Source organism: Rhodococcus sp. 14-2470-1a, assembly GCF_002259425.1.
In the GTDB taxonomy this organism is placed as follows: Bacteria; Actinomycetota; Actinomycetes; order Mycobacteriales; family Mycobacteriaceae; genus Rhodococcoides; species Rhodococcoides fascians_E.
Genome location: NZ_NPFZ01000032.1, coordinates 263,378 through 280,713, shown reverse-complemented (window position 1 = coordinate 280,713; position 17,336 = coordinate 263,378). Strand labels below are relative to the sequence as shown.

19 protein-coding genes are annotated in these 17,336 nt (G+C 64.1%); 5 read left to right on the top strand and 14 right to left on the bottom strand.

Going from position 1 to position 17,336, the window contains the following annotated elements; all coding sequences use genetic code 11:
• Nucleotides 1–451 precede the first annotated feature (451 nt).
• Nucleotides 452–1,216 carry a YqjF family protein gene (locus CH292_RS22270; protein ID WP_230595688.1) on the top strand — a complete coding sequence of 255 codons (765 nt, stop codon included), beginning with the start codon at nucleotides 452–454 and terminating at the stop codon, nucleotides 1,214–1,216.
• Here CH292_RS22270 and CH292_RS22265 read toward each other — a convergent pair.
• The 3 genes from CH292_RS22265 to CH292_RS22255 form a co-directional block, all read right to left on the bottom strand.
• Nucleotides 1,198–1,746: a dihydrofolate reductase family protein gene (locus tag CH292_RS22265; protein WP_037164802.1), complete on the bottom strand. Its 549-nt coding sequence runs from the start codon at nucleotides 1,744–1,746 to the stop codon at nucleotides 1,198–1,200. The two genes, CH292_RS22270 and CH292_RS22265, sit on opposite strands and share 19 nt — an antisense overlap.
• Before the next feature lie 77 nt (nucleotides 1,747–1,823).
• Entirely contained in the window at nucleotides 1,824–2,468 is a 645-nt protein-coding gene (locus tag CH292_RS22260; protein WP_094655760.1) for a response regulator transcription factor, read from the bottom strand.
• Entirely contained in the window at nucleotides 2,459–3,670 is a 1,212-nt protein-coding gene (locus CH292_RS22255; protein WP_094655759.1) for a sensor histidine kinase, read from the bottom strand. Before CH292_RS22255 ends, CH292_RS22260 begins: the two co-directional genes overlap by 10 nt.
• A gap of 179 nt (nucleotides 3,671–3,849) precedes the next feature.
• Here CH292_RS22255 and CH292_RS22250 point away from each other — a divergent pair, with 179 nt between their 5' ends.
• Nucleotides 3,850–4,500, top strand: a complete 651-nt coding sequence (locus CH292_RS22250; RefSeq protein WP_019667641.1) for a DedA family protein — start codon at nucleotides 3,850–3,852, stop codon at nucleotides 4,498–4,500.
• A gap of 314 nt (nucleotides 4,501–4,814) precedes the next feature.
• On the top strand, nucleotides 4,815–7,010 hold the full coding sequence (helR, locus tag CH292_RS22245; RefSeq protein ID WP_094655758.1) for an RNA polymerase recycling motor ATPase HelR: 2,196 nt from the start codon (nucleotides 4,815–4,817) through the stop codon (nucleotides 7,008–7,010).
• A gap of 55 nt (nucleotides 7,011–7,065) precedes the next feature.
• Here the strand turns inward: helR and CH292_RS22240 are convergent, their stop codons facing one another.
• Nucleotides 7,066–7,422 (bottom strand): VOC family protein, encoded by a 357-nt coding sequence (locus CH292_RS22240; protein ID WP_020113213.1) that lies wholly within the window; start codon nucleotides 7,420–7,422, stop codon nucleotides 7,066–7,068.
• 49 nt (nucleotides 7,423–7,471) lie between these two features.
• On the opposite strand from CH292_RS22240, the gene CH292_RS22235 reads away from it, so the two are divergent.
• Nucleotides 7,472–7,741, top strand: a complete 270-nt coding sequence (locus CH292_RS22235) for a putative quinol monooxygenase (protein ID WP_019667638.1) — start codon at nucleotides 7,472–7,474, stop codon at nucleotides 7,739–7,741.
• 86 nt (nucleotides 7,742–7,827) lie between these two features.
• Here the strand turns inward: CH292_RS22235 and CH292_RS22230 are convergent, their stop codons facing one another.
• Nucleotides 7,828–8,067, bottom strand: coding sequence for a hypothetical protein (locus CH292_RS22230; protein ID WP_230595687.1), 240 nt, complete (start codon nucleotides 8,065–8,067; stop codon nucleotides 7,828–7,830).
• An 88-nt stretch (nucleotides 8,068–8,155) separates the two neighbouring features.
• Here CH292_RS22230 and CH292_RS22225 point away from each other — a divergent pair, with 88 nt between their 5' ends.
• Nucleotides 8,156–8,950, top strand: coding sequence for a HugZ family protein (locus tag CH292_RS22225; protein ID WP_033188830.1), 795 nt, complete (start codon nucleotides 8,156–8,158; stop codon nucleotides 8,948–8,950).
• A gap of 35 nt (nucleotides 8,951–8,985) precedes the next feature.
• On the opposite strand, the gene CH292_RS22220 is transcribed toward CH292_RS22225, so the two are convergent.
• The 9 genes from CH292_RS22220 to CH292_RS22180 all read right to left on the bottom strand — a co-directional run bounded on the left by CH292_RS22220 (nucleotide 8,986) and on the right by CH292_RS22180 (nucleotide 17,262).
• On the bottom strand, nucleotides 8,986–9,642 hold the full coding sequence (locus CH292_RS22220; RefSeq protein WP_019667635.1) for a nitroreductase family protein: 657 nt from the start codon (nucleotides 9,640–9,642) through the stop codon (nucleotides 8,986–8,988).
• Nucleotides 9,643–9,668: 26 nt separating this feature from the next.
• A complete protein-coding gene (locus CH292_RS22215; protein ID WP_094655757.1) occupies nucleotides 9,669–10,079 on the bottom strand; it encodes an MmcQ/YjbR family DNA-binding protein in 411 nt (136 codons plus the stop codon).
• A gap of 184 nt (nucleotides 10,080–10,263) precedes the next feature.
• A complete protein-coding gene (locus CH292_RS22210) occupies nucleotides 10,264–11,076 on the bottom strand; it encodes an ATP-binding cassette domain-containing protein (RefSeq protein ID WP_037181875.1) in 813 nt (270 codons plus the stop codon).
• Between the two features lie 6 nt (nucleotides 11,077–11,082).
• Complete coding sequence (locus tag CH292_RS22205; protein ID WP_019667632.1) at nucleotides 11,083–12,141, bottom strand: ABC transporter permease; 1,059 nt, start codon at nucleotides 12,139–12,141, stop codon at nucleotides 11,083–11,085.
• Nucleotides 12,142–12,204: 63 nt separating this feature from the next.
• Nucleotides 12,205–13,191, bottom strand: a complete 987-nt coding sequence (locus CH292_RS22200) for a substrate-binding domain-containing protein (protein ID WP_019667631.1) — start codon at nucleotides 13,189–13,191, stop codon at nucleotides 12,205–12,207.
• Nucleotides 13,192–13,401: 210 nt separating this feature from the next.
• Entirely contained in the window at nucleotides 13,402–14,727 is a 1,326-nt protein-coding gene (locus tag CH292_RS22195) for a hypothetical protein (protein ID WP_094655756.1), read from the bottom strand.
• Nucleotides 14,724–15,137: a hypothetical protein gene (locus CH292_RS22190; protein ID WP_094655755.1), complete on the bottom strand. Its 414-nt coding sequence runs from the start codon at nucleotides 15,135–15,137 to the stop codon at nucleotides 14,724–14,726. Before CH292_RS22190 ends, CH292_RS22195 begins: the two co-directional genes overlap by 4 nt.
• A complete protein-coding gene (locus CH292_RS22185; protein ID WP_019667628.1) occupies nucleotides 15,134–15,367 on the bottom strand; it encodes a hypothetical protein in 234 nt (77 codons plus the stop codon). Before CH292_RS22185 ends, CH292_RS22190 begins: the two co-directional genes overlap by 4 nt.
• On the bottom strand, nucleotides 15,364–17,262 hold the full coding sequence (locus CH292_RS22180) for a hypothetical protein (RefSeq protein WP_019667627.1): 1,899 nt from the start codon (nucleotides 17,260–17,262) through the stop codon (nucleotides 15,364–15,366). The genes CH292_RS22185 and CH292_RS22180 overlap by 4 nt, the downstream gene beginning before the upstream one ends.
• Nucleotides 17,263–17,336 lie beyond the last annotated feature (74 nt).

Genomic DNA, 17,336 nt, shown 5'->3' with positions numbered 1-17,336 from the left:
CTGATCGACACGACGAACACGGGGTGGGGACTTTTATCTGGCCACCAGTGGGGACCTCAACCTGGCCACCAGTGGGTACTTTGTCATGGCCACGGACACGCGACCTGCCGTGACGGACGATGCGGCGCCCCTCCGCCTCGTTGGCGGTGCAGGCGTGTCGTGAAATTTCCGCCGCACGCGATTCAACGCTTCAGCTAGTGCGCCGCAAGCTCGACGAATGCGGAAACTACTCCCCCCTACGCCAACCTGCTCGGAAACATCCACAAGGACGGTGCGCGCATCTATTCCCATCCGCCGACTACACCACGGTGGAGGCGACCGGCAGTGCACCGATCGACCCACAGGTTCGTGGACGACGCAAACGAGCGAATCCGAATCGGCTGGAGCGTCGAACCGAGGCGCCGAGGAAGTTCTCGGTTGAGCGCGGATGTGCACGCCTACTGTTGATCAAATGAATCCCGACGATGGACGACGACTGTGGCCGAGGCCCCCGCTGTTACCACGCCCGATTCTCATGGACCAGCGCTGGGAACGCCTGGTGTTCCTGCACTGGCGCGTTCCGAGTCGGCGTGTTGCACCGCTCTTGCCTGCAGGCACTGTCCCTGACGAGTTCGACGGCACGTCGTGGGTCGGACTGATCGGGTTTCGGATGGTGGGAGCCGGGCTCGGATACGGTCGTCCTGTCCCCTATTTCGGTACGTTTCCCGAGATCAACGTTCGGCTGTACTCGGTGGACGCGAACGGCCGACGCGGCGTGGTGTTCCGATCGCTGGAAGCCAGCCGTCTCGCGGTGGTTGCCGGGACCAACCTCGTCGGTGTTCCGTATCGCTGGGCGTCGATCACCATCGAGGACGACGAGACGTCGATTGCCTACCGAAGCAATCGTCTCGCGCCGCCGCAGCGCGGAAGCACAACGAGTTTCGGGGTGCATCGTGGCTCCTGCGACATGTCCGACGACCCACTTGCTCAATTCCTCACCGCGCGTTGGGGTCTGCACACTTCCTTGGCAGGACGGCTTCTGTACGTGCCGAATGTCCATCGCCGCTGGCAGCTGTACGACGCCGCCGTCACCCACTGCGACGACCAACTCCTCGGTGCAGCGGGACTTCCGAACGTATCCGACAGTCCACCGGACTCGGTGTTGTACGCACCAGGTGTCTCCACGCAGTTCGGCAGACCGTACACCGTACCTCTACGTCACGACGGGGACGCATAACGCATCAACGATGCGCCGGATGGAAACGCCCGGCACTCCAGCAGGCGTACCCCGAGCGATGGTGCACCGTCGAACAACCGTTCGCCGTGACCGCGAACATACGGATACACGAACAATCGGTACTCGTCGACGAGATTCGCCGCAATCAGACTGCGACACAACGTGATGCTTCCGGTGCACACGATGTCGGAACCGGTCGTCTTCTTGATCCGTGTCACCTCGTCGACCAGCGGACCCGATAATACGGTCGAGTTCGCCCACCCGGGTTCCTGCAGTGTCGTGGACACGACGTACTTGGCGACTTGGTTCAGATGATCGGTCACGCCAGTTGTGTCGTCGGTCTTCGGTCCCCAGTAGTCACGCATACCTTCGAAGGTCACTCGGCCTACCAGGAAGCCGTCGGAGGCGTCGCGTTGAGCCGCCAATGCCGCGTCGAGCTCCGGGTCGCTCCCGGCTTGGGTGAACCAATCGTCGGTTGCTTCGATGACGCCGTCGATGGTGATGTTCTGTGTGATGACCAGCTTGCGCACACTTCATGGATACCACTCGGTCGGCAGACTGGGAAGCGCATGTCTCGGTGAACCATCGAACGCCCCGATACCGATCGTCAGCTACGAAGGTAGGTCACGACGGCCATGACGCGACGGCTGAGGCCGGCGGAGTTCGACAGTCCGAGTTTCTCGAAGATCGAGTTGATGTGCTTCTCGGCCGAACTGACGGAGATGAACAGATCGGCAGAGATCCGCGCATTGGTGAAGCCCCGAGCCATCAGTTCGAGCACGTCGCGTTCGCGCGGAGTGAGACGGTCCACGGGGTTCGATTTGCTCGTGCGCGACAACAGTTGTCGCACGACCTCGGGGTCGAACACGGTTCCGCCGTCGGCAACTCTGTTCAGGGCGTCCAGGAATTCGTCTATCTCGACCACGCGGTCCTTGAGCAAATACCCGACCTTCCCGTCGGAACCACTGATCAACTCCCCCGCGTATCGAGTCTCCACATGCTGGGACAGCACGAGAACCGCGACATCGGGCCATCGTGTGTGGATGGTCAGTGCAGCCCGCAGACCCTCGTCGGTGTGATCCGGGGGCATGCGCACATCGGTGACGACGATGTCCGGGCGATTCTCCTCGACGGCATCCAGGAGTGCGTCCGCATCGCCAACGGACGCGATCACATCGTGGCCTTCGTCGGCGAGCATGCGCACCAGTCCCTCGCGCAGCAAGGCCGAATCTTCGGCGACCATCACCCGCATGGGATGCTCGCGGTCACGACGGTCGGTCCGCCACAGGGGCTGTCCACGGTCAAGGTGCCGTCCAACGCCGCGACGCGCCGAGCCAACCCGGACAGACCGGTGCCCGAAGGATCCGCTCCTCCGGCACCGTCGTCGGTGACGACGACACGTATGCGTTCGACTTTCTGGCGAGTGACAGTCACGTTCACCACCTGAGCGGATGCGTGCTTGGCTGCATTGGTCACCGCTTCCGCGACCACGAAGTACAGTGCCGTTTCCACCGCGGGCCGCACCCTCTCCTTCAGTTCGTACGTGATTCGGACAGGAACAGTGGCTCGCTCGGCCATCGTTTCCAGCGCCTGGTGCAAACCGGAGTGATCGAGGGCAATCGGGTACACCCGATTGGCGACTTCGCGCAGTTCCCCGATCGCTTCCTGCGCCGTCGCTCGCGCGCGATCGAGTAGCTCGCCGGGTTCGTCGGCGCGTCGTGCCTGGCCGATGAGCATCCCGAGTGCGACCAGTTGCTGTTGCACACCGTCGTGCAGGTCCCTCTCGATTCGGCGCCGTTCGTCGTCGATGGCATCGACCACATGGTTCCGACTGCTCGTCAGTTCTGCGACGCGGTGGCGCAGCAACCTGTCGGTCTGCGGTCCCAGAACTCGAGCGCCGAACCATCGATCCAGCGACCCCACCCCTACCACCCCGACGGCGGCTACGAACATCAACAAGATTCCAGGCAGCGCCGCACTTGCCACGAGTAGCGCGGCGACTCGGTCCGAACTCTCGATCAAGCCCCAACTGCCGTTCAGAAGCCATGCAGACAGCATCGACCCGGCCACGGCGAGACACAGCACTAGCAGAAGAACCACGCCCAGTCCGAGTAGCCCTACAGCCCAGCGCATTCCAAGATATGTCCTGCATCGTCGTGGAGTGAGTGCGTCTGTCCGTAACCGACCGTGGAAGCGGATGATCCTCCGAACCTCGAGCGCAGTCAACGTCAGCGCACCCTCCGCAACGGCGGCACGAACAGGCTCCCCACGCTTTCCGAGCACGTGCCCTGAGACGAGGGCAACCGACGCCACCGCGATGAAGAGCAAGCCCGCAACCGACGTGAGACCACCGAGCAGTACTCCCGCCAGAGCCAGCAGCCATCGCCCGATAAGCGAGCTGACGGCGATACGATCCGACTGCTCGGGTGGGTACTCGACGTGGTTCCCCGGCACGCATGCAGAGTAACCGAGCACATCGGGTCTCGACACTGCGGAAAACCGCACTATGTGCACGGGGGCGTACCACCGCGACGATCGACGGCTGTCCTCGATGTCCTACGGGCCCGGCGCTCCTAACGTTCTCGGTGTCCTTCCTGGAGGAGCCACGTCATCTACGAACGAGGAGAAATGTCATGTCCCACATGTTGATTGCAGCCGCCAGCGAGGCGGAACCTCCAAGCGGGCTCGCCGGTTGGGCGGTGGACGTGATGGATGCCCTCGGTGGCCCCGGCGCAGCCCTGGTCGTCGGAGCGGACAACCTGTTCCCGCCGATCCCGAGTGAACTGGTCCTGCCTCTCGCCGGTTTCTCCGCCAGCAACGGAGTGTTCTCCTTCGGTGCCGCGCTCTTCTGGACGACGCTCGGGTCGGTTCTGGGCGCGATCGTCGTCTACGCCGTCGGCGCGATCGTCGGGCGGGAACGTACTCGCGCGCTGGTGGTGCGAATGCCGCTGATTCAAGCCCGTGACTTCGATCGATCGGAGGCTTGGTTCGCGAAGCACGGCTCCAAGGCAGTCCTGCTCGGACGAATGATCCCGCTGTTTCGCAGTTTCATCTCGCTGCCGGCCGGGATCGAGCGGATGGGGCCGCTGAAATTCGTTCTGCTCACCACGGTCGGCAGTCTGATATGGAACACCGTCTTCGTCACCGCCGGCTATAGACTCGGCGAGAACTGGCATCTCGTGGAGGGGTACGCCGGGATTCTGCAGAAGGTCGTCGTCGTGTCGGCGTCGGTTGCCGTAGTGATCCTTGTGATCTTGCGGCTGCGCACCGCCGAGAAGGCCTGAGCCGACCCTCGTCGCGGAGTCCGGGCGGAGGGACGCCTCCCCCACCCTCGACAGGGTTCGAGGCACAATTTCTCGGCGTCGACCACTGTAATCAGTGTATTTTCAGGGCAATCCGATTGCAGTTCCGAATTACAGAGCGCCCAGCACGGCGAGTGGAGCGCCGGTGGCAATTGGGGAGGCTGAAGCGGAATCGAGACGACGTGTCTCTTCCACTATCAATCTATAGCGCACCCATGGGCTTGTGGCAAGACCCCGGTAGTGCCGCAGAATAGCGCACCGAACCTGACACTCACCGGAACGAAAGGCGTGCGCGCATGCCACCCTCGACCAGCGACCACACGTCGACCTCGGCCTTCGACCTGACCGGAAACCGGGCTCGAAAGGCCGCAGCCGAATTGATTCACGAGGACGAAAAGCACTTCGCCGCAATTCGATCCAGCCTGGCGTCGTCGATCGCCGACGCCACGGCTCGGCTCGACGCCACGCGGCGGTCCACCGGGCGAATGGGTCAGGAAGCGATGGAACGAGACTTCGAAGTCCACCGTTTGACCCAACGCCTTCGCTCTCTACGACGGTTCGGCCTCGACGTGTGCCTCGGACACATGCAGCCCGCCGACGGTTCCGATCCGATCTACGTCGGACGCGTCGGCTTGCTCGACGACGCAGGCGAGCAACTGGTGCTCGACTGGCGCTCCCCCGCTGCCGAACCGTTCTTCGGTGCCACTCATCGAAACCCTATGGGCTTGGTTAGACGTCGCCGATACCGATGGGCGAACGGCCGCGTCGCCGACTACTGGGACGAGGTGTTCACCGACCGCGCGGGCGAAGGCGCCGAATCTGCAGCACTCGACGACCAATCTGCGTTCATCGCGAGCCTCGGAGCCACACGGTCTCCGAGGATGCGTGACGTTCTCGGCACCATTCAGGCCGACCAGGACGCGATCATCAGAGCAGGATCCGACGGTGCGCTCGTGGTCGACGGCGGTCCTGGTACCGGCAAAACCGTTGTGGCGCTGCATCGCACCGCCTACCTGCTGTACTCGGATCCGCGGCTGGGCCACAATCGGGGCGGGGTGCTCTTCGTCGGACCGCACAAGCCGTACCTGAACTACGTCTCCGATGTTCTTCCCAGCCTCGGTGAGGAGGGCGTGCTCACGTGCACGCTGCCCGACCTCGTGGCCGAAGGCGAGACCGCCGAAATCGAGGACGACCAGGCCGTCGCCGCGCTCAAATCATCGGTGGACATGGTCGGGGCCGTCGAACGAGCTGTTCGGTTCTACGAGCAGCCCCCCACGAAGCCGATGACGGTGGAGACGGAGTGGGCGGATCTTCACCTCTCGGCTGCCGACTGGAAAGAAGCGTTCGACGCCGCCGATTCGACGACGCCGCACAACGACGCTCGGGAGCTCGTGTGGGACGTCCTGGTGAGCATCCTCGTCGACAAGTACGTCGGTGAGGCCCCGGAGTCCGAGGTCCGTGCGTCGCTTCAGGCCAACGACGAACTGCGTGCAGCTCTGGACAATTCGTGGACGTCGGTCGAGGCGGCCGACCTGGTGGCCGACCTGTGGTCCGTACCCGCATACCTGCGTCTGTGCGCGCCGTGGCTGACCCCGGCCGAAGTCGCGCTTCTGCAGCGAAGCGACCCTTCTCGATGGACCACGGCGGATCTTCCGATCCTGGATGCGGCCCGTCGCCGCCTCGGCGACCCCGAATCAGGGCGAATCCTGCGCCGACGCGCGGCCGCGGCAGCCGCCGAGAGACGGCGGATGGACCGGGTCGTCGAGGAACTCCTGCAGCTCGACGACGAGGACGGCCTGTACGCCCAACTCCGGCAGGACGGAATTCGCGACGCCTTGGTCGACGATTCCGTGCTTCCGCACACCGAACCGGACCGAATGGCCGGGCCGTTCGCGCACATCGTCGTCGACGAGGCACAGGAATTGACCGACGCGGAATGGCAGATGCTGGTGCAGCGCTGCCCGTCCGGAAGCTTCACCATCGTAGGCGACCGGGTGCAGGCGCGCCACGGATTCACCGAGACGTGGATGGACCGACTCGAACGAGTGGGCATCGGACGCGTCACCGACACCGACACGAAAGGCGTGACCATCCAGGAACTGACCATCAACTACCGCACCCCGGAGGAGGTGATGGCCGTCGCCGAACCCGAGATTCGACGAGTGCTCCCCGACGCGAACGTACCCACATCCATTCGGGCCGGCGGTGTCCCGGTGACGTACGGGGACCCGTCGGAACTCGCGTCGATCACCGAGCGTTGGCTCGCCGACAACCCGGACGGCATCGGATGCGTCATCGGAGCCGCGACGTTCCGTGAGACCGATCGCATCCGGTCGTTGACCCCGTCGTTGTCCAAAGGGCTCGAGTTCGATCTGGTGGTTCTCGTCGAACCGGCCGCGTTCGGCCGCGGCATCGAGGGCGCAGTCGATCGGTACGTCGCGATGACCAGAGCGACCCGCACATTGGCGGTACTGGAGTCCGTACAGCAGTGAGGCCCAGTCGCCGTGAAGCTCAGCCGCCGTGGAGCCCTCATCGCCGGGTGAAGGCCTAGTCGCTGTGGTGACGGACGATGTTCACGACGTTTCCGTCCGGCGCGCGGACGAGAAACCTCCGCACGCCCCAGGGCTCGTTCGTCACCGGATGCACGATCTCGTACCCGGCGCCGACGGCTTCGTCGTACGCGGCGTCGACATCGTCGGTCATCACCGACATCACGGAGTCGACGGGTGAGGTTCGGTCACGGGTGACTAGCTGGACGCTGGTGTCGCCGTCGGGTGCGGTGAACCGCGCCACCCATCCAAGACTGAATTCCTGGGTCTCCAGGCCCAGGAACTGCTCGTAGAAACCTTTCGCTGCGTCGATGTCGGGGACGGTGAGGTTGGTGACGATCTTTCGTGCTCGCACGGCTGCTCCTCGGCGATGAGTTCTCGGCTACCGCGATGTCGGTACCCACATGATCATCGTTGCAGGGCACCTCACCGTGGAACCGAACTCCAGAGATTCCTACCTGTCCGATTGTGTGGAGGTAGTGCGGCTGGCCAGGGAATCGGAAGGGTGCTTGGACTTCTCCATCGCTGCCGACCTGCTCGACAGCGGGCGCATCGACATCTACGAGAGGTGGGACGACGTCGAGCATCTTCACGCGTTTCGTGGCTCCGGTCCCGATGCCGGTCAGCAGGCCGCAATTCTCTCCGCCGACGTACGTGAGTTCGAGTGCCGGTGACTTCGGGAGTGCGGGACTTCGGGACTTCGGGACTTCGTGACTTCGTGACAGTGCAGAATCGACGAACGATCCGGGGCGCCCCCCGACTACTCGTCGGTGCTGGCCTTGCGCCTCAGCTTGAGCCGAACCAGTTTGATCGTCACGGCCAGCGCCACCAGAAGCCACCCCACACCCAGCACGCACAAACCGACCGTCGTCGCCGACGCCGCCTTCCTGTCGTCGGCGTAGACATACCCCACGCCGGCCCAGATTGCAGCGACCACCACGAACAACCCCATCGCCGCCATTACCGCTCGCACCGTCCGGTTGGTGCGCAACACCCTCATCACGGCCTTGACATGCCCAGACGGGTCGGTCTCCAAACGGCGTCACACAGTTGCCCGTGCCACACGGCGACTCCGTAGACTGCCCGGCATGGCACTCGATCATGGCGACCCAGGTGATGCACCGTCGACTCCTCCCCCGCTCGTCGATGTCGAGGACGTCCGCCGACCGACGCCTGCAGAGGAAGCTCGCACCGTCGCCGCGTCGACCAACATCGCGACGCTCGCCACCCTGACCGCCGACGGTGATCCGTGGGCGTCGTACGTCACCTACGGACTTCTGGGTGGCTCGCCCGTGTTGTGTGTCTCTCGGATGGCCGAACACGGACGCAACCTGCACGGTGATCGACGCGCAAGTGTCTCGATCGTCGCCCCGGAAACCGCGAGTGATCCTCTGGCGATCTCCCGGGTGACGCTTGCCGGCCGGGTGGACGCTCCCACCGGACCCGAACTCGACGCCGCTCGAGCCGCACACCTCGATGCTGTGCCCGCGGCGAAGTACTACATCGATTACAGCGATTTCTCGCTGTGGGTGCTCCGAGTCGAACGAGCCCGCTGGGTCGGAGGTTACGGGCGAATGGACTCGGCCACAGCCGCCGACTACGAGACCGCCACTGCCGATCCGGTGTCACCCGGAGCGGCGTACGCGATCTCGCATCTCAACGAGGATCATGCCGATTCGCTACTGGCGATGGCGCAGAACCTCGGCGGTTATCCCGATGCAACCGTCGCCACATGCACGACGGCCGATCGGTACGGCCTCGATCTCAGCGTCACCACACCTCGTGGACATGCCACGACCAGAGTCGGCTACGCGTCACCGATAACCAAGATCGACGACCTCCGCGCAGCTACTGTCGAACTCGCGCGTAGGGCTCGCAGCTGAAGTACCCTGCACCACTGGCCCGCCGACGACCGCGCCTACCACCTGTCCATGTGCAGAACCGAATCGATCGGTTCACGCGGAGCGGGCTTGAACGTCTCACCGGTGAAGTACGCAGTGGGGATCAGCGCGGCCTGATGGAAGCCCTGCGGGATACCCAGCAATTCTGCGACCTCGTCTTCCCGGGACAGGTGCAGCGTCGTCCACGCCGTGCCGAGTCCTCGCGCTCGGGCGGCCAGCGCGTAGCTCCACGCGGCGGGCAGCAGTGATCCCCACAGGCCGGCTTGATTGCCGGCCGGGAGCCGGGCGGCCCCGCGGATACACGGGATGAGCAGAACCGGCACCTCCCCCATGTGGTCACCCAGCCAGGCCACGCTGTCACCGACTCGCTTCTGCACCGGTGCTCGCTGGGGGTCGTCGGCGAACAGTTTCGCCGCCGACGCCCGCGACGCCAGGTATTTCTCGGTCTCCTGGCGGTAGATCTCCCCCAGTTGCGCACGCAGCGAGGGGTCGGTGACGACCATCCACTGCCAGCCCTGCCGATTGGAACCCGACGGTGCCTGCAACGCGATCTCCAGACATTCGCGAATCAGATCCGGGTCGACGTCACGGGTGAGGTCCAGTCTTTTGCGCACGGTGCGGGTCGTGGTCAGCAGTTCGTCCGGGGTCAGGTCGAGTACAGGGAACGCTGTCATGTCTTCGAGTGTGTCACCGGCACGACTCAGACGCCCGGACGATCCACGGACTCCGCCAACTTCCGGGGAGCGAGCAGGCAGTAGCTGTCGGTGAGCAGCTCGGACAGTTCGTCCTCGTCGGCGTCGTCGACCAGCATTCCCACCGTGCCCTGCCCCCACGGCGTCGCGAAGAACGGCGGCCCGGACCGCAGCAGCACGTCCAGTTCGGGTGCCTCGGATCGGAACGTCAACACCGTGGCGGGTTCCACGAGTCCCGCAGCGTCGGCGTAGGACGCCGGCCTGCCCGGTTCGACCACCAACACGTGCGCGAACGTCCTGGTGCGTACCCGCCAGCGCACCCCGGTCCACGCGCGCTCCTCGACGGTCTCGGGCAACCTCGAACACACCGCTCTGATGACCTTCAGGATGCTCTCCGGCACATCGGGATAGTCGCTCATGCTCGCCTCACCGCAGGTGTTCGTCGGGCCTCGTGCCAGAGAACCTATCGCGCGACACCGACGCGCACACGGCGGATGCGTGTACGTATTGCGGACGAGAAATGGGTCGGCCCGCTTGTCTCCGGTGGGAGACAAGCGGGCCGACCCGGTCGAACGCGGCCATGTCGCCGAATTGCGACGTGACTCAGCGCCTCAGCTCATGGGTGAGGGTTTCGAGTTCGTCGCCGCCCGCCATTTCCTTGGTGAGATCGTCGAGGCTGATCTCGTCGTAGGTGCAGTCGAGCTTCTGGCGACCACGGTTGAGGAGCACGAAGTGGTCACCCACCATGTACGCGTGATGCGGGTTGTGGGTGATGAACACGACGCCGAAGCCCTGCTCCTTCGCGGCGGAGATGTATCGCAGAACCATGCCGGACTGCTTGACACCCAACGCGGCGGTCGGCTCGTCGAGGATGAGCACGCGTGCGCCGAAGAAGATAGCTCGGGCGATCGCCACACACTGACGCTGGCCGCCGGACAGCGATCCGATGGGTGCATCCACGTCGGGCAGATCGATACCCATCTTGTGCAGCTCTTCGATGGTCGTCGCGCGCATCGCGGTGGCGTCGAGTGTCCGGAACGGGCCTTTGCGCAGTTCCTGGCCGAGGAAGAAGTTGCGCCAGACCGGCATCAGGGAGACCACCGCGAGGTCCTGGTAGACCGTCGCGATGCCCTTGCCCAGTGCGTCCTTCGGGGAACTGAACTTGGTGTCGACACCGTCGACGAGCAGTTCGCCTTCGGTCTGCTGGTGCAGGCCCGCCATGATCTTGATCAAGGTGGACTTGCCGGCGCCGTTGTCACCGAGAACACCGGTGACCTCGCCGGCGCCGACGCGCAGGTTGATGTCCTTGAGGGCGATGATGTTGCCGTAGGACTTACCGACGCCTTTGAGCTCGATGAGCGGTGTCTTGCCGCCCGAGGGGACGTTCTCGATCGGGGTTTGTGCGTGTGTGGTCATGACCGGTCACCTTTTTGCTGCGTAGTTGCGGAAGGAATTGTTCGCGATGACGGCGAACAGCAGCATCGCGCCGAGGAAGAACTTGAACCAGTCCGGGTTCCATCCGGCGTAGACGATGCCCTGGTTGGCCATGCCGAAGATGAATGCGCCGATCATCGCTCCGATGGTCGTACCGAAACCACCGGTCAACAGGCAGCCACCGATGACGGCGGCGATGATGTAGAGGAATTCGTTGCCCACGCCCTGACCGGACTGGACGGTGTTGAACGCGAACAGCAGGTGCATGCCGACGAACCAGGCGCAGAATCCGACGAACATGAACAGCCCGATCTTGACCTTCGTCACGGGAACACCGATGGCGCGAGCCGAGTCCTGGTTGCCGCCGACGGCGAAGATCCAGTTGCCGATGCGGGTCTTCATGAGCACGTAGGTGGAGATGGCGGTGAACAACAGCCACCAGACGACGGTGATGCGGATCGAGACATCTCCGATCTGGAAGGACGAGGCGAAGACCTTCTTCGCCGAGTCGAAGCCGGCCATGTCCGAGATCGACGGGGTGGCGACCTGCCCGGTGACGAGCTTGGTGACCGCGAGGTTGATACCGGTCAGCATCAGGAAGCTCGACAGGGTGATCAGGAACGAGGGAATCTTCGTCTTCATCACCAGATAGCCGTTGAGGAATCCGACCCCGAGAGCGAGTACGAGCGCCAGCAGCGATCCCAGCCAGACGTTCAGGTGCAGGTTGTAGGCGATCATCGAGGCCATGATGGAGGAGAACGTCACCGCGACACCGGTGGAGAGGTCGAACTCTCCGCCGATCATCAACAGCGACACTCCGATCGCCATGATGCCGATGGTCGACGAGGCGTAGAGGACGGTGGCGAGAGCTTCCGGGGATCGGAAGGGTGGAGCGACGATGCAGAAGAAGACGAAGATCACGATCGCGCCGAACAGCGCGCCGATCTCCGGACGAACCAGCAACCGCTGCAACGGCTTCTGCTTCTTGACCCGCTCATCGGTGACGACGGTGTGCTTGGACAGATCCAAATCGGCCTGTGTGCTCATGACAAATCCTTCCGTGCTGGTGGCGCCCGACGCGGCCGAGGGGTGGCCGCGTCGGGCGCGCGCCTAGCGAGTTCCGTTCTGGGCGTACTCGGCTATGGCGTCGATGTTGGACGAGTCGATGAACGCGGGACCGGTGAGAACCGGGGTGCCGCCACCGATGGTGTTGCCGTTGTTCAGGTACAGCCACAACGAGTCGACTGCGAGGTAGCCCTGCAGATAAGGCTGCTGGTCGATGGCCCACTGGACGTCGCCGGCCTTGATGGCGTCGACGAGGGCAGCGTTGGTGTCGAACGTGACGACGGTGGCATCACTGCCGGCGTTGGACTTCGACTGAACGGCGGTCAGTGCGATGGGGGCACCGAGCGCGACGATGTGGTCGATGGTCGGGTCCTGCTGCAGCTTGGCGGTGATTGTCGCCTCGACGGACGGCATGTCCTTGCTGTTGACGTTCAGGATCTCGGTGCTGCCACCGGAGAAGCCCTGCGTGACGCCTGCACAACGTGATTCGAGGGCGACCTGTCCCTGCTCCTGAATGATGCAGAGGACCTTCTTGGCGCCGTCGGCGGTGAGTCGCTCACCGGCCGTGCGTCCGGCGAGGGTCTCGTCCTGGCCGAAGTACTGCTGCACTCCCTGACCTTCCCACGCGTCGTAGCCGGAGTTGAAGGCGACGACGGGGATACCAGCGGCGGTGGCCGCTTCCACGGCGGGTGCCATGGCGTCGGGCTTGGCCAACGTGACGGCGATACCGTCGACATCGGAGTCGATGGCGCTCTGCACGAGGTTGGCCTGGTTGGGAGCTTCCGGGTCCGCGGAGTAGCGAAGCTCGATGTTGTCCTTTGCAGCTGCGGCTTCTGCGCCCTTGCGGATCAGGTCCCAGAACGTGTCGCCGGGAACTTCGTGCGTGATCATTGCGATGGTCGCGCGGGGTGTGTCGGCGGTACCTGCGTTGGAGCCTCCGCCGGAGCTCTCCGGAGCACCGCCGGTGCTGGAGCATCCCGCAGCCACGGTGGCGCACAGCGCCAACCCGAGGACGGCGCCGGTACGGAGCACGCGGAGTGAACCTGGTCGGCCTGTGCCGTGACTCGTCTGAAGTTTCATCAATTCTCTTTCTCGACGCCGTTCCGCCATGGAACGGGTGAACCAATCGATGTTGCGCTCAATATGTAATCCGGATCACACGCCAATGTCAAGCATTTGTCCTGACAATAGAAAGTTCGCTCATTTAACTCGTTGGTCGAGTAAGGAGAGACGGGTCGGAAATCAGCCCCCGAACAGCAGAAACAGGCCCCCGAAGGTGAAAAAGACCATCAGCACCATCAGAGCCAACTGACCACTCAATCGGTGGGCGCGCGGCAGAATTCGCAGGGATGCGTCGTGGGCGGCGGCGACTCCGAGGATGTGGCCGAGCAGAACACACAGAACCTTGATCGAGGACACGACGCCAGGGTGCTCGGACAACACGTAGGACACTTCCCACCCCTGCTGCCCGAGCAGATCCCACCCGTCACCGAGCGGATCGGTCAGTAGCAGAACGGTGCTCTGGCCCTTCTCGACGAAATAGGTCAGGTAGTGAGCCAGCACGTAGCCGAATGCGATCGGGATGAGCGAATGCGCCAACGCCCCCGGGAGCGCTCGACGTTCGGTTCGGGACACTCCGCCGGTGGCCTGGCAGCAGAGCCAGAACGCGACCCCAACGATCGACACCAGGGCGAGCAGACCGACAGTGCGGAACGCGACCGCCCCGCCGCTGGATCCCGATACGTCGTCGACGACATTGCGCCAGGCCGGTAGCTGCGACGCACTGTCGAATGCAGTCGATCCGAGGAGAACGGCCACGACCCCCACCGAACCCGGAAGCACCGGGAACGTCGGTAGACCGTCGAGCGGATTTCGCAGCACGAGCTGGCCTTCGGGTGATCTGGCGAGCGGGGCCAGGCGTGCAATCGTGTCGCTGTACTTCTCGAACGGATCGCCGTTGTCGAACCACGTGTCTCCGAACGTCATAGCCCCGGCGAGCATCAGAATTGCGTACGCCGAACACCACGTCCGAATGGCGTCCACGGAACCTGGATCGGAGTACGCGAGCTCGAGCCAGACGAATGCGAACAGCCCTACGACGGCAGGCCATGCACCCAACCGAGCGGGATACTCGATCAGTCCGGTAGCGGTGGGGCGGCGTAGCGCTCTGCACACGAGCGCGTGAATCGTCCGGACCGGCGACACAATGCGCCACACCGGGCCCAGGAACGCCGACGCGATCGGCAGGCCGACCCACAGGAGAACGTAGAACACCCCGGGGAGCGCGTTCGTCGCATCTTCCGGCCCTGCGTACGCAGCCCACCCTACGTACACCGAGAAAGCGAGCGCCACGAGACGCAGCGTCCATCGAGTGGCGGGTGCATCGACGAAACGCTGCGCCGTAGGAGGAACGGTTGCCCACCGCTTGCGCGGATCCAGTCGTGGTGTGCGCCAAGCGAAGATCAGAACGGCGAACGAAATCGACAATGCCCAGGCTCCGCCGATCAGGACGAACGTGACCGGCAGGGGCAGATCGGTGGAACCGCCCAACCCGTGGGCGAGGATCACGGCCTGACAGCGAGCGTCGCGACGGTGCGATCGGCGTGATGAAGCTCGATCGCCACCGAACCGGGCACGTCCACGGTGAACTCGAAGGTCTGATCGGCTTTCGCCTCCACCTCGAACGTGTGGTCCGGCACCGAATGTATGTGCAGCTCGTCCGTCGTGTCGCTGTTCACCCGCAGCGTGATGGGCTCACCTACGACTGCGTCCAGACGCTCGTTGGTGGGTGAGATGTCACCGCCCATGATGGTGACATCGATGACCGTGCCGGCAGGTTGCGGATCGGCCACCGAGGACTCCTCTGCGGCCGAGGACGTCGCCGCGGTGCTGCTGCCGGTGTCCGAAGCGGACGAGCATCCGACAGTGAGGAACAACATCGCAGCGCCCGTCACAGCGGCGCAGCGGCCGTACTTCATTTCTTCTTCCCATCGTCGTGGCCTTTGGGCAGGTCGTCCGAGCTCCGGTCGGGCAAGTCGGCGGATTCGTTCTCGGCGTTCTCGTTTCTCTCCGCACGTCGGTCCTTCGCGACGATGTACAGAACGACTGCGACGATGATGAACGCCGGTATCAGAGCCGGCAGCGCCAGCACGACCGAGTGATCCGCGAGGTAGACGACGTCTTGCGAGCTCGAAAGATGAACTGTCATGTGCGACTGGGTGTTCTGTGCTCACTCGAGGTGCGCAGCGAGTTCCGGGGAGTGACCGAGCTGATACGCACCGTTCCCCAGGAAAGAGCCCAGACCAACAGCAGTGTGCACACTAGAACGACGAGCGACGCCGCGGCGAACAACCACGTCGGATGGTCGAAGTTCCGTTCTCGCTGCAACAGCGTGATCTCCGAGACCAGGTCACGAGTGAACGACGCGTCGGCGGACACCTCCTCTGCTCCGATGCCCTCGTCGGCCGCCATGAACACCGGTGCCGCCGTCAGGGTGCGACCGTCGTGAATGCGGAGGACGGTCTTCCATGTGCCGTCGACCGGGACCGGCTTCGTGGACCGGAAGGTGCCGGGTCCGGTGGCCTCCAGTCGGTCGACCACCAAGCCGCGTAGCGTGTCTCCCCCGCCCTGCCACGCGAGAATCGAGACCCATTCGGGGTCGTCGCTGACGAGATCTATCGGATCGATCTCCACCTCGGCGGTCACCATGCGGAAACCGTCCACAGGTTCCGCGTCCGTCAACCGCACTGTCGCAGTGGCGTCCGTAGGCACCTCGAAGGCAAGGCCGTTGGCCACGGTGCCACCGAGGGCGAGAATCATCGCGAACACGACAGTTCGGCGAACGGCCGGTCCGGGCAGCCCGTCGCCGCTCAGCGCTTGCGCGAACAGACCCGCGGCGAGGCCGGTGGTGACACCGACCGGGACGGTCATCAGCAGGGTGTCGAGCCACATGCTCGATGTCCACGGAAACAGATGAACGGCGTCGACCCAGAGCGATTCGCCCCAGATTCCGACGGTTCCGACTCCCAGGCCGGCGACTGCACCGAACAGCAGACGGCGTTTCACCAGTGGGGTGAGCGCGATAACCTCGACGACGATCGCTGCACCCAGGTACAGAGCGAACACATTGTGAGGCTCCCCGAACACCGGTCCGACGAGCAGAGCGGTGATTTCTCGAACGACGGCGGCGAACGCCACAGCGAACACCGCGGCACCGGGCCCGACCATCAAGCGTGCGGCAATCAACGCGAAGGCACCCGCACCCGCGATGAGCATCGGCTGGAAGATCAGCTGGAACTGCTCGACGCCGAAGTCGTATTCGATCTGGAACACCGACAAACCGATCAGCAATCCGCCGAACGCGGAGCTGCGCAACAACCACGTCAGGACCGGACTCCGATGCCAGCGCGGATCGGGACCATCGGCGTCCGAGCCCATGGAGATTCGACCTTCGTGCTCGAGCAGAATCACACCGACGAGGGACAGTCCGGCGCCGCCGATCAACATCAGGTGAGTCGGTCCCCAGAGCGTCACGTCCTGACCGAAGATGCGGTGCCAGATGTCGTCGAGAGGAAATCCGATGAGGGCGTACAGGCCGGCCCCCATGATGAGCACTCCACCGGTCGGGACGTACCACGTGCGGGTCAACTTGATCGCGGCGCGGCCGGGCTTCTCGTCGAGAGGCAGGATCATCGCGAGCGCACCAGCGATGAACAGGAAGAACAACCCGACCAGGATGAAGTAGTGCGCCGGGTTGGCGAGCGGCCCCTCGTCGCGTCCGCGTCCGATGTGCAGGCTGACGTCCCAGATGAAGCCAAGGAACGCGGTCAGAATCGTCGATATGAACATCACCAACGGCAGAGCTGCCCACCCGGGGAGGTTGGTCTTCGCGCCGGCGTAGTCCGCAAGTCGGCCCAGCCAGGTGATGCGGCGAGTACGGTGCAGAAAGGCAAGGTAGAGCAGGCCGAGTGAAATCACTCCCGCCGCGGCGCTCATACCGAAGACCTGGTCGAGTGCGGCTCCCCCGCCCTGACCGCCGCTCCCCTGAGCGACGGTGACGACCGACGTGTTGAGGTTACTCTCGGTAACACTTATCTCGAACATGGTCAGAGTATGAACCCCAGGGAACCGAAAAACCAGGCTTTGGGCCAATCGCGTCGACTCCTTGTGTTCCGCCA